The sequence below is a fragment of the Dyella monticola genome (genome assembly GCF_003363155.1).
Lineage (GTDB): Bacteria > Pseudomonadota > Gammaproteobacteria > Xanthomonadales > Rhodanobacteraceae > Dyella_B > Dyella_B monticola.
Genome location: NZ_QRBE01000013.1, coordinates 74,398 through 87,031, shown reverse-complemented (window position 1 = coordinate 87,031; position 12,634 = coordinate 74,398). Strand labels below are relative to the sequence as shown.

Genomic DNA, 12,634 nt, shown 5'->3' with positions numbered 1-12,634 from the left:
TAGCAGGGAAATCTTACCTAGCCAGTACAGTATAAGCCACACGAACCATGCTCGTACGGCCGCCCTGCCCGATCGTTAATCTTTGATGCGTGGCTCGAATACGTGGGGATAGTTGCGGCGAATCCGCTCCCACTCGATCTTGAACCAGGGTGTGAACGACTCAGGCTTGGCCGCGATTTCCGCATCCAGTGCATCCGGCACGATGTAGCGCAGGCCTGAAATCTCGTTCACATTCACCGTGGGCGCATCGTCGCTGCAACCGGCATACACCCAGCATAACTCGTGCTCGGCACCATCCGCGTCGAACTGCGCCTGGTATTCGAACTTGAACAGGTAGTCCAGCGGACAGGCCATGCCGAGCTCTTCCTTCAGGCGGCGATGGGTGGCGGTGTCCACCGTCTCGCCGCGGCGCGGATGGCTGCAGCAGGTGTTGGACCAGAAGCCCGGCCAAAGGCGCTTGCCCGGTGCGCGCTGCTGCAACAGCAACTCGCCTTTCGTGTTGAACACGAACAGCGAAAAGGCACGATGCAAGGTGCCGCTGCCGACATGCGCGGAGGCCTTGTCCATGAAACCGACATCGCGATCGTCATGGTCGACCAGGATCAGCGGCTCGTCGTCGAACGACACCACTTCGTTGGAATCGCGCCAGTCCTGGCGTTCGTGTTCTGCGTTATCCAATGTCGACCTCCATCGCCTGGTAACCGGCGTCGCGTATCGAAGCGGCCACCTTGTCGCGATTTTGCGGGCACAGCGCGACGATCGAACCACCACCGCCGCCGCCCGTGAGTTTTGCGCCGAGCGCACCGTGTTCGCGCGCGATCTGCACCAGTTCTTCCACTTCCCAGCTCGACACGCGCAGCGCGTTGAGCAGGCCGTGGCAGATGTTCATCAGATCGCCGAGACGTTCCAGATCATACTGCTGCATCGCTTCCACGCCTTGCAGCGTGAGCGCGTCGATCTGCTGGAAGATGCCATCGTACAGCGCCGGACTGCGCTGCCATGCCGTGCGCACCTTACCGACTGTCACGGCGGTGAGGCTTTCCTTGCCACTGATGCCGATCACCAGCGGAATGCGCTTGGGCAGATGCAGCTCGCGCACCATCGGCGCGTCGCCCTTCTTGCCGGCGCGCTTGTACAACAACGGCTTGCCATAGGTAGCGACCGTATTGTCGATGCCCGAAGCCGAACCGTGCGCCACTTCTTCGCAACGGAAGGCCAGCGCGTTGATCTCTTCGTCGCTCAAACCCAACTTGTAGTGTTGATCGAGCGCGCGAATCACCGACACCGCCATCGCGGCGGACCCACCGAGGCCCATCGCGCGCGGTACGTTCGGGAACACTTCGATGCGCATCGAGCGATCGGTCAACTGCAGCTCATCGAAGATGATGCCGAGCGAACGCTGGAACGAATCGCGATGCGCCGGATCACGATGCAAGCGATATTCCACGCCCCAGCGGGGAATGAACATATCCACGCCGCCAGATTTGGTATCTTGCGCCACCGCGCGCACTGCCAACGGCACCGGCGCGGCAATCGCGTGACTGCCGTACACCACGGCGTGCTCACCCAGCAGAATGATCTTGCCGTGACCGCAGGCGCGATGGTCCACCGACGGCTGTTCGATGGTGGTCGCCGGCACGCCGCGCGACTCCTTGCGCACCTGGTCGACGATCTCCTGTGCCTTCCAGATCTTGATCTCGCCGCTTTCCACGAGGCGCTCCACCACGGTGTCGAAGATTTCCGGTGTGGCGCCTGCCGCCACGGCAACGCTGCGTGCGTGCAACGTCATGTGGCCTTGCTGGATGCCTTCGGTCACCAGCGCGCGCAAGGCAGAGAAATTCTGTGCAAGGCCGACCGCACCCATGATTTCGGCCAGTTCGCGCGCCGTCTTCACACCGAGCAGGCGCAAGTTGAGCGCCACCGTGGCGTTCGACTGCAGCGGACCGCCGACGGTGCCGACCTTCATCGGTATATCCAGCTCGCCGATCAGCTCGCCCTTTTCGCCCTTGTACCAGCGCGTGAGCGAGGTGTAGCGCCCACCGCGCGCGGCATACGCATGCGCTGCCGCTTCGATGGCGCGCCAGTCGTTGCCGGTGGCGAGCGCGACGGCGTCGACGCCGTTCATGATGCCCTTGTTGTGTGTAGCTGCGCGATACGGATCGATGCTGGCGAATTCGTTCGCGAGCAGGATGCCATCTCGCACTTCTTCACCCTCGAAACCCTTGCCGGTGAGCTGGTCGGCCGGAATCACGCAGCGTGCGCGCACCATCGAGCGATCGGTGAGGTTGGAAAGAATGCGCAGAAACACGCGCCCGCCCGTCATCGTCTCCACTAGCGAGGCGATGCCTTCGCACATGGTGTTGACGAGGTTGGCGCCCATCGCGTCGCGCGTATCGACGAGCAGGTGCAGCACCAGCATGTCGCCGCCTTCGGGGCGCGGATGCACGTGCACTTCCAGATCCTGCGCACCGCCGCCGCGCGCCACCATCTGCGGATGCAGGCTGTTGGCGAGGTTGAGGATCTCGTCCTTACGCTGCAGCAGCGTGGCCTTCGCGTGCGCCAGATGCGGTACGTCCACCACCTGCACCTGGCCGATCAATACCGGCTCGGTGCTTTCTACCGTGAAACCGCCGGTGCCGCGCACGAGTTTGGCAGCGGACGACAGCGCCGCGACGATCGACGGTTCTTCCACCACCAGCGGCACGATGTAGTCGCGACCGTTGACCAGGAAGTTCAAACCCAAACCGACCGGCAAGCCCATCACGCCGACGACGTTTTCGATCATCTTGTCGGCTTTGTGGATCTTCAGCGTGTGATCGCCAGACACGAGCGCCTGATAATCCTCGGCCGACAACCAGCCGCGCTCATGAATAATACGCACACGGTCCGATACCGAAAGTTTGTAGAAAGCTGGAAAGCGGGACCGTTCGGCACTCGAAGAATCGGCGCTCATGACTTAAGCACTCCGTGATGGGTCATTTGTCGCATACCTGACGCCACGACCGGCATGTGGCGCGTGAGCCATGACGTCCTAACAGTTGCGATCACGTCAAAATCCTTGAAGGGGCAGATTTGGCGTCCGGGCGCATATGGCAACTCAACCCGTGGGTATCAAGTCCTAGGGGAACGACCTGCATACCGGCCGAAACAATGGCGCGTTCAAATGTCGCCAACCTTTCCGCGCTCGGAGCGAACACGACGCCAAAGTCGCCGCCAGCGCCGCAAGGCTTATAGCTGACATCGGTACCGGATGCCATATTGGCAAGCTGTTTTTGTGCGGGAGAGTAGATTTCCAGACCGCACGCGGCGCCAAAACGCTGCAAACCCAACGCGTATTCGTTCGTAAGGCCAATGAAAGATTGCATGCGCTGTTGCCGTAGCGCATCGATCGCGGCAGTGGAAATAGCGCTGAGCTCGTTCATGTGCGCGGCATAATCGGCCGCATGGCTTTCACGCCAGCGCGCAAGGCGCTCAAGCGAATCACCCGTGGACACGGACTGCCCCGACCATACGAACAGGCAATGCAAGCCGTGCATCGACACCTGTTCATAGGTGGGTTCGCGCGCAGCGCCGACGAGTTGGTAGCAGATCAAGCCGCCCGCTACGCTGGCGGCGATATCCACGCCGCTGCCGCGACCGCCTTGCCACGCGCCATGCATGCGCAGCAGTCGCCGCATCCACTGCGTGCGATCGGCGGTTGCCTCGGCGTGCCCCGCGTACGTGGCCCATGCGCAGGCAAGTGCCACGGTCAATGCCGCGCTGGAACCGAGCCCGAGCTTGGCGCGTGTCGGTCCATCCGCATGAAAGAAACCGGAGGTATCCAGATGCACGTCCATGCCTTCCCCGGCAACCGGCGCAAGGCCTTCGCCAAGCAGACCGTGCCACACATGATCCACTAGTGTGAGCTTGGTTCGAATGGCGTCATCGCATTGCCACTGCAAGCGGCCATCGCTGCCGATGATCGCGCGGGCTTCGTCGATACCAAGGTCCGGCGCATGGACATGGCACGCACGGTCGGCGCGCGACACCAAGCGCACCTGGGCGCGCCGATCCACCGCCAGCACCAGGGCGCGCGCACCTTCCAGCACGGCGTAGTCGCCCAGCAGGACCAGCTTGGCAGGTGCGCTGGCGGTGAGCTCCATCACGCCTCCACGGCTTCCGGCACAATGGCACGCGCGCCTTCACCGAGGGCGGTATCGAGCACATCCAGCACACCGGCAACATCCCGCAGGGCAGCCTTCACTTGCTCGATGGCCGAGGGGGCGCAAACGGCTTTCACCTGCGGACCCGCATCGACCGTGAAGAACACCGGCACGCCTTGCTGGCGCAACGCACGCACGCGATGCATGCACTCGACCGTTGCGCCGTTCCAATAAAGCAGGCCCGGCTGCGCGGCGAGCGCCAGCGCGTGCATCTTCAGGCAACTGTATTCGGCGATGCGCGCCAGCGCGTCGAAGTCGCGCTCGCGAATGGCGTCGCGGGCCACGCCCAGATCCGTTTCCTGGGTATCGATCCACGCCGATTGATAGGGCGAGGTCTCCGCCGTACGCCGCATGCCTTCGGTAGAGCCGACCTGCTTGGCCGCGGTAGAGGTGATCGCTACCGCCACGCGCAGCGGCCATGCTTCGGCATCCAGCAACGGCCGCGCCACCGAATCGGTGCCGTCGGCCAACGTGCCGTGCGCCCATTCGACATAACCGCCGAAGAGGGAGCGCGCCGCCGAACCCGAGCAACGGCGTGCAAGTACCGATTGTTCGGCCAGGCTCAGATCGAGCCCCAGCGCACGCGCGCCGGCATGCACCAGCGCCGCAAAACCGGATGCAGAAGAGGCGAGCCCTGCCGCGGTGGGGAAGTTGTTGCGGCTCGCCACCTCGGCGCCGTAGTCCACACCCGCGCGCTCACGCAGCAGATTCAAACACGCCTTGATGCGTTTGCCTTCGGCTTCATCGCTGCGGCCATTGAGGCTGACGCGGTCCTCTTTATGCCCCGGCACGAAACGCACATCAGTGCGCGTCCACAGGCTCTCCAGCGTGATCGAAATGGAGCCTACGACCGGCAGGTTCAGCGCCGCGTCGCGCTTGCCCCAGTATTTGACCAGGGCGATGTTGGGCTGAGCCTGGGAAGCCGCGCGCAGTTCACCGGATGCATCGGTGCGTGATTCGCGATTCATGATGTCTCGTAAGGGGGAGAGGGTCTTGTACGGATATCGCCGGGACAGCCGGACCGGTTACTTCCCGGGCGCCTCCACGAACGGCCGTTGCCCGGGCGCCGCGGTCGTTTTCATGGTGACCCGGGTCCACACGGTACTGCCGCCGAACAGGCTGATGCCAAGGTAGCCATGCAGCTTCAGCCGGTCCGGGCCAAGCATCCGAACCCAGCAATTATAGGTGCGGCCATCGTCCGAATTGTAGACGTGGCCGTCCCGCCACTTCTTGTCGCCCGGGTCGAACGTCAGCCCCCATAGGAGCCTGAGGCCGGTCAACGGCCTGGAACGAAGGGCCGGATCGGGGTTTTTGCGATCGGTGACCCGCTTGCCGGCGAGCTCGGGGCCGTCTTCGGGCCCATAGGTATCGTGCAGCTGCCACAGAATGCGGCCCTGGTACTGGTCGCCCGCCTGCTCGATGTGGATCACGGCATCGTGGCTTTCCACCAGCCAGTCGCCCGCGATCGACGAGGGTGTGGGCACATAACCGTCGGCATCATCCGCTATGGCATAGCCGGCCCAGCACAACACGAACAGCAACGCGCACCACCCTGTGCCGCGCCAGCGTCTGATATGCGTCATGGCATGCCCTCTTGCACGAGCGCACTCAAGGCCATACATCCGCGCACTTCGTGTCGGCGATTTGTCGGTAGCATAAACATCTATGTTCTCAAGCTGGCTGATCGACACGCTTATCCACGTACTGGGCATCGCGCTTGCATTTGGCGCGACAGGCTATGCCTGCGCAGCCGTGTGGGCCGTGATGAAAGCGCCCCGAACATCCCAAATCACCGGCGCAGCCGATCGGCCGTGCCCGGCGAGCATACTCAAGCCGCTGCATGGTGCCGAGCCCAGGCTTTATGAGAACCTGCGCAGCTTCTGCATGCAGACGCACCCTGACTACCAGTTGGTATTTGGTGTGCGCGACCCGGACGACCCGGCCATTGCCGTGGTCGAACGATTGCGTGAAGCCTTCCCGCAGCGCGCGATCGCACTGGCCGTCGATCCGCGCGTGCACGGCGCGAACTTCAAAGTCAGCAACCTCATGAACATGCTGCCGCATGCGCGGCACGATCTGCTGGTACTGGCCGATGCCGACATCCATGTGGGGCCGGATTATCTCACGCGCGTGACGGCGCCGCTGGCCGATCCCTCGGTGGGTATCGTCACCTGCCTGTACTATGGCATGGCCGGGCCTTCGATCTGGTCGCGGCTTGGACGTCTATTCATCGACGACTGGTTCGCACCTTCCGTGAAGCTTTCACATGCCTTCGGCTCCACTCGCTTCGCCTTCGGCTCGACCATTGCCCTGCGTCGCGATGCGCTCGAAACGATCGGCGGGTTCGCAGCCTTGCGCGACACACTGGCCGACGATTTCTGGCTCGGCGAGCTGACGCGTCGCGCCGGCTTGCGCACGGTGCTGTCGGATGTCGTGGTCGGCACGGATGTCGGCGAAAGCCATCTGAAAGATTTGTGGTCGCACGAACTGCGCTGGCTACGCACCATACGCTCGATCGCCCAGGCCGGTTTTGCCCTTACTTTTGTGTGTTTTACCTCGCCTTTGCTATTACTGGGCCTGCTTCTGGCCCCCGGGCCGGTCAGCGCGGGCCTGGCCCTGCTCGGTGGCGCCGCGCGGGTTTTGCTACACTTTTTGCAGCGGCGCATCAGCGATCAAGCCTTCGCCTGGCATGAAGTCCTGTTGATTCCCCTCCGCGACGTCTTATTGCTGATGGAATGGGCAACTGCCCTGGCCGGTTGGCAGGTAAAATGGCGCGGACAGGTACTGCATGCACGAGGCGACGGTTCAGCGCCGTAGACCTAACTTGGCGGCTCGTACTCTTTGAACGATCTGCTACCCCGGGCACATTGAACGCCCCGCAGGAGTCATTCGTAATGAAAACGCTTTTTCTGCAAGCTCCTTCCTTCGATGGCTTTGATGGCGGCGCGGGTTCGCGCTATCAGGCCAAGCGCGAGATCAAGAGCTTCTGGTATCCGACCTGGCTGGCGCAGCCGGCCGCAATGGTGCCCGACTCGCGCGTACTCGACGCACCGGCCGACGAGATCTCCGTCGAAGAAAGCTTGAAGATCGCCGCGGAATACGACCTGGTGATCATCCACACCAGCACGCCGTCGTTCCCGACCGATGCCAAGTTCGCCGAGCTGCTCAAGCAGCGCAAACCCGAGGTGATGGTTGGCCTGGTGGGCGCGAAAGTAGCGGTCGATCCGACCGGCTCGCTCACCGCATCGACGGCCATCGATTTCGTCGCGCGCGAAGAATTCGACTACACCTGCAAGGAAGTGGCCGAAGGCCGCCCGTTCGAAAGCATCACCGGCATCAGCTACAAGCTGGCCGATGGCACCGTGCAGCACAATCCGCCGCGCGCGATGATCGAGAACATGGACGACTTGCCGTTCGTCGCGCCGATTTATAAGCGCGACCTGACGATCAACAATTACTTCATCGGTTACCTGAAGCACCCGTACGTTTCCATCTACACCGGTCGCGGCTGCCGCTCCAAGTGCACGTTCTGCCTGTGGCCGCAGACGGTCGGCGGTCATCGCTATCGCACGCGTTCGGCGGCGAACGTACTGGCCGAGGCGAAGTGGATCAAAGAGAACATGCCCGAAGTGCGGGAGCTGATGTTCGACGACGACACCTTCACCGACAGCTCCAACATGGAGCGCGTGCATGACATCGCACGCGGCCTTGGCGCAATGGGCTGGACGTGGTCGTGCAACGCGAAGGCGAACGTGCCGCACGAGTCGCTGAAGATCATGAAGGAAAACGGCCTGCGCTTGCTGCTGGTCGGTTATGAATCAGGCGACGACCAGATTCTGCACAACATCAAGAAGGGCCTGCGCACCGACATCGCGCGCCGCTTCACCGAGGACTGCCGCAAGCTGGGTATCCAGATCCATGGCACCTTCATCCTCGGCCTGCCGGGTGAAACGAAGGAAACCATCGAAAGGACAATCCAGTACGCGAAAGAAATCAACCCGCATACTGTCCAGGTCTCCTTGGCAGCGCCCTATCCGGGCACCTCGCTGTATAAGCAAGCGGTTGAGAACGGCTGGCTGAAAGAGAACGAAGCGGTCAACCTCGTCAACGACAAGGGTGTGCAGCTGGCACTCATCGAGTATCCGCATCTTTCCAAACAGGAAATTTTCCACGGCGTGGAAAGGTTCTACCGGGCCTTCTACTTCCGCCCGTCGAAGATCTGGGAAATCGTCAAGGAAATGCTGACGAGCTGGGAGATGATGAAGCGCCGTCTGCGCGAGGGCGTGGAGTTCTTCCGCTTCCTGCGCGCGCACGAGGCCTGATCCCCTTCCCGTTTTGGGCATGGGTGTCTCCATGACATTCGCAATGCCCGATTTTTCCTCGTCGTCGCTCCCGCGAAAGCGGGAATGACGGCCAGGCAAGATTGAGCATTGCACCGACACCTATGAATGCCTCGATAAAACCAAACCCCGAACACGCTGCAGCGTCGCATCGTCCACGGCTGATCGTCACCGCCGACGACTTCGGCTTGCATGAGGCTGTCAACGATGCCGTCGAACGCGGTTATCGCGATGGCGTGCTGCGTGCTGCGAGCTTGATGGTGGCCGCGCCAGCCGTGGCCGATGCGGTGGCGCGCGCGAAACAGCATCCTGGCCTTGCCGTGGGCTTGCACCTGGTGTTGGCCGATGGACGGGCGATGCTGCCGCGTACGCGCATTCCCGACCTCGTCGATGCTAACGGCATGTTCGATTCGAACATGGTGAACAACGGTTTTCGCTTCTTCTTTCTGCCGCACGTGCGCCGTCAGCTCGCTGATGAAATTCGCGCGCAGTTTGAAGCCTTTGCGGCTACCCGGCTCAAGCTTGATCACGTCAACGCGCACAAGCATTTCCATCTGCATCCCACCATCCTCACGCTCATGCTGACCATCGGCCGGGAGTACGGCATGCGCGCGATCCGCCTGCCATCGGAACCTGGCATGGGCCCGTGGTTGCGTCCGTGGCTGGGATTGATGCGCTGGCGCCTGGATCGCGCGGGCGTCGCCTATAACGATCACGTGTTCGGGCTTCGCCACAGCGGCGGCATGGATGAGACGGTGATGCTGGATATTTTGCAGGCGCTGCCGGATGGTCTTTCCGAGGTCTATCTGCATCCTGCCTCGCACGGGCACATCACTGAAAGCATGGCTCAATACCGGCATGCCGAGGAACTGGCCGCGTTGCTGTCGCCGCGCGTACGCGCCTTGATCGCCGAGCGCTATCAGCTCTGCGACGGCTTCTCCGACGCGGTGGCTCAGGCATGAACATGAAAGTGCTCAGCTATGTCGCCGGCCTGCTTGGCCTGGGTGCCGCCATTGCACTGGTAGCGCATCAGGGCTGGGGTGAAATCGCTGCCGCGATCGATCACGCCGGCTGGCCGCTGTTGTGGTTGCTGCCATTCCACGTATTGCCGCTGCTCCTGGACGTGCTCGGTTGGCGCGCACTGATCGCGCCACGCGATCCGGACAGGCAGGCCACCGTGCCATTCCTGTTCTGGGTGGCCGCAATTCGCGAAGCGAGCAATCGTCTGCTGCCGGTGGCCAACATCGGCGGCGAGATCATCGGCATTCGCCTGGTGAAATGGCGTGGCATCGGCGGTGCCGCCGTGGCGGCGAGCATCATCATGGAGGTGTTGCTCACACTGGTGAATCAATACCTGTTCACGGCGCTGGGCATCATTCTGCTGATCGAGCTCACCAGCAGCATCAGCGCGTTCAGCACGGTGATTTCGGCACTCGCCGCGAGCGTGCCGCTGCCGATCTTCCTGATCATCATCCTGCGCCATGGCAAGGTTTTTTCGCGATTGGAAGGCTTTGCCGAAAAGCTGCTCGGCGGGCGTTCCACGCTCACCGAACTGATCGACGGCGCGAACCTGGATCAGGAGATTCGCGAACAGTATTCGCGCCCGCTGCGCCTGATGGTTGCGACGGGCTGGCAGTTCGTCGGCTATGTAGTGGGTAGCTTCGAAACGTGGCTCGCGCTGCATCTGCTGGGTTATCCCATCAGCGTATGGGATGCGATCGCCATCGAAGCCGTGACGCAAGCCTTGCGCCATATCATTTTCATCGTCCCGGCCGGCCTCGGTGTCCAAGAAGGCGGCCTGGTGTTGTTCGGCAACATGATCGGGCTGCCACCGGAGGCCAGCGTCGCGCTGTCGCTGGTCAAGCGCATGCGCGAGGTGGGTTTCGGTGTGCCCGCCTTGATTTCCTGGCAATGGGCCGAAGCGCGCAGGCTGTATGCGGGCTCGTCCGCGCGCGCCAATTCAGAGCATCCTTAAGAGAATCCGATTGATGACGTTCGAACACGAGGCTTTTGACCCCGAAGCACTGGTCCCCGGTTATCGGGAACCGGTGTTGCCGACTGGCGAACCGGACGCGGCCACGATCGCCGCCTCCGAAGCGCGTACGCGGCATTGGTCGAGCACGCAAGCCGGACGTATCAAATACGGCTCGGACGTGCATAAGCAGATGATGTGCCGGATGTTCGAGGAGACGTTCAATCCCTATCGCCCATCGGTACTGCAATGGCCGACGCTGGATGAGGCGGCGCTCCATCGCATCACCTCGCTGCCGATCTGGGACATCGCCGTGCAGACCGAGGGCAAGGCGCGCCTGCGCATGGCAGCCTATGCGCGCACGATCGCCGATCCGCTCATGCGAAACGCCCTCGCGCAGAACGCGTGGGAAGAAAATCGGCATAAGGAAGTGCTTTCCAAGATGGTCCAGCACTACAGCATTCCGCTGGTACCGGAACCGCTGTACGAATATCCGAAAGATCCCGAATGGGCCTATCTGGTCACCGGCTACAGCGAGTGCATCGATAGCTTCTTCGCCTTCGGCTTGTTCAAGGTGGCTTACGATTCGGGCCTGTTTCCGCCCGAACTGATCGAGACGTTCGAACCGGTAATGCAGGAGGAGTGCCGCCACATCCTGTTGTTCGCCAACTGGGTGGCGTGGCATCGGCGCAATCTCAATCTGTTCCAGCGCATCGCCTTCGAATGGAAGGTGTTCCGCGTGTGGTGCTTTCTGGGCATGGAGCGCATGGATCTGGCCAAAAGCCTCGATGCCGACGGCAACGAGCACGCGCAGGACAACAACTTCACCGTCAACGGTGCGCAATCGGTGACCGAGAAGGAACTAAGCGTTGCGGAGCTGATGGCCACGTGCGTGAGCGAAAACGATCGGCGCTTCGCCGGCTACGATGAGCGTTTGTTGCGTCCGACCACGATGCCGTTCATGGTGAAATGCGCGCTGCCTGTGCTACGGTTTTTCGAGCGGCGCAAACGCAAGTAATCCCGCATGCCCCGTCATGCCCGCGAAAGCGGGCATCCATTTCTACTTTTTGCATTAGAGCAAATGGATGCCCGCTTTCGCGGGCATGACTGCTATAAGGCAACCAAGAATTCAAACGTCAGCGCTTTTGCTGAAACCACCTCACCGCATCTTCCAGCGCCAACCGCGCCGGACGCGCCGTATAGCCCAGCTCTCGCTCAGCCTTTGCGCTGGTAAAAAACATGCGCTTTTTCGACATGCGCACTTCTTCCACCGTGGCGATGGGATTCATACCGGTAAGCCGCGCCCACGCTTCGGCGACGTAGGCCACCGGCATCACCGCCGCGTGCGGCAGGCGTACTTTGGGTGGTGAGCGTCCGGCGATCTGGGCGATCTCGGTCAGCACATCGCGCAGGCTCATGTTGTAGCCGCCCAGGATGTACTTTTCACCCACCACGCCACGTTCGTACGCCAGCACATGGCCCGCCGCGACATCCTCCACATGCACAATGTTGAGACCCGTATCCACGTAGGCGGGCAACCGCCCGGCCATCGCATCACGCACGATGCGGCCGGTCGGCGTGGGCTTGATGTCGTGGGGGCCAATCGGCGTGGACGGGTTGACGATCACCACCGGCACGTCTTCGCTCGCATACTGCCGAGCCACTTCCTCGGCGAGGAACTTGGAGCGCTTGTAGTGGCCGATCATGTCGTCCACGGTGACCGGCGTGATCTCGCTGCCAGGCGCGCCATCTTTGGGAATGCCCAGCGTCGCCACGCTGCTGGTGTAGACGACGCGTTGCACACCTGCGCGCTTGGCCGCTTCGAGAATCGCGCGCGTGCCTTCGACATTGGCCTGGTACAGCACGGCCGGATCGGGCGCCCACAGTCGATAATCGGCCGCGACGTGAAACAGCACCTCGCACCCGTCACAGGCGGGCAGCAGGCTGGCCGGCCGGGTGAGGTCACCTTCCACTACCTCCACATCCAGGCCCTGCAGATTGCGGCGATCCGACCCGGCACGTGCCAGCACGCGAACCGCATGCCCATCCCGCAGCAATCGACGCGCGACAGCCGAACCGACGAAGCCGGTGGCGCCGGTAACCAGTGCCCTCACGATGCA

At 62.3% G+C, this 12,634-nt stretch carries 11 protein-coding genes; 5 read left to right on the top strand and 6 right to left on the bottom strand.

Features of this window, described 5'->3' with window-relative positions:
- Nucleotides 1-75: 75 nt before the first annotated feature.
- The 5 genes from idi to DWU98_RS17955 form a co-directional block, all read right to left on the bottom strand.
- Nucleotides 76-678, bottom strand: a complete 603-nt coding sequence (gene idi / locus DWU98_RS17975) for an isopentenyl-diphosphate Delta-isomerase (protein ID WP_230474917.1) — start codon at nucleotides 676-678, stop codon at nucleotides 76-78.
- The gene (locus DWU98_RS17970; RefSeq protein ID WP_115496950.1) at nucleotides 671-2,953 is read right to left on the bottom strand and encodes a hydroxymethylglutaryl-CoA reductase, degradative; all 2,283 of its coding nucleotides are present in this window, start codon (nucleotides 2,951-2,953) and stop codon (nucleotides 671-673) included. Before DWU98_RS17970 ends, idi begins: the two co-directional genes overlap by 8 nt.
- A gap of 91 nt (nucleotides 2,954-3,044) precedes the next feature.
- Nucleotides 3,045-4,142, bottom strand: a complete 1,098-nt coding sequence (locus DWU98_RS17965) for a mevalonate kinase family protein (protein WP_115496949.1) — start codon at nucleotides 4,140-4,142, stop codon at nucleotides 3,045-3,047.
- Nucleotides 4,142-5,170, bottom strand: a complete 1,029-nt coding sequence (gene mvaD, locus DWU98_RS17960; RefSeq protein WP_196239534.1) for a diphosphomevalonate decarboxylase — start codon at nucleotides 5,168-5,170, stop codon at nucleotides 4,142-4,144. Before mvaD ends, DWU98_RS17965 begins: the two co-directional genes overlap by 1 nt.
- A 57-nt stretch (nucleotides 5,171-5,227) precedes the next feature.
- A complete protein-coding gene (locus DWU98_RS17955; protein ID WP_158545109.1) occupies nucleotides 5,228-5,785 on the bottom strand; it encodes a DUF2147 domain-containing protein in 558 nt (185 codons plus the stop codon).
- An 82-nt stretch (nucleotides 5,786-5,867) separates the two neighbouring features.
- Here DWU98_RS17955 and hpnI point away from each other — a divergent pair, with 82 nt between their 5' ends.
- The 5 genes from hpnI (at nucleotide 5,868) to DWU98_RS17930 (ending at nucleotide 11,532) form a co-directional block, all read left to right on the top strand.
- Entirely contained in the window at nucleotides 5,868-7,019 is a 1,152-nt protein-coding gene (hpnI, locus tag DWU98_RS17950) for a bacteriohopanetetrol glucosamine biosynthesis glycosyltransferase HpnI (protein ID WP_115496948.1), read from the top strand.
- 77 nt (nucleotides 7,020-7,096) lie between these two features.
- On the top strand, nucleotides 7,097-8,524 hold the full coding sequence (gene hpnJ, locus DWU98_RS17945; RefSeq protein ID WP_115496947.1) for a hopanoid biosynthesis associated radical SAM protein HpnJ: 1,428 nt from the start codon (nucleotides 7,097-7,099) through the stop codon (nucleotides 8,522-8,524).
- A 122-nt stretch (nucleotides 8,525-8,646) separates the two neighbouring features.
- Complete coding sequence (gene hpnK / locus DWU98_RS17940) at nucleotides 8,647-9,504, top strand: hopanoid biosynthesis-associated protein HpnK (protein WP_115496946.1); 858 nt, start codon at nucleotides 8,647-8,649, stop codon at nucleotides 9,502-9,504.
- Nucleotides 9,501-10,517: a flippase-like domain-containing protein gene (locus DWU98_RS17935; RefSeq protein WP_230474916.1), complete on the top strand. Its 1,017-nt coding sequence runs from the start codon at nucleotides 9,501-9,503 to the stop codon at nucleotides 10,515-10,517. The genes hpnK and DWU98_RS17935 overlap by 4 nt, the downstream gene beginning before the upstream one ends.
- A gap of 13 nt (nucleotides 10,518-10,530) precedes the next feature.
- The gene (locus DWU98_RS17930; RefSeq protein ID WP_196239533.1) at nucleotides 10,531-11,532 is read left to right on the top strand and encodes a ferritin-like domain-containing protein; all 1,002 of its coding nucleotides are present in this window, start codon (nucleotides 10,531-10,533) and stop codon (nucleotides 11,530-11,532) included.
- Between the two features lie 118 nt (nucleotides 11,533-11,650).
- Here the strand turns inward: DWU98_RS17930 and hpnA are convergent, their stop codons facing one another.
- Nucleotides 11,651-12,628: a hopanoid-associated sugar epimerase gene (gene hpnA / locus DWU98_RS17925; RefSeq protein WP_115496945.1), complete on the bottom strand. Its 978-nt coding sequence runs from the start codon at nucleotides 12,626-12,628 to the stop codon at nucleotides 11,651-11,653.
- Nucleotides 12,629-12,634: the final 6 nt, after the last annotated feature.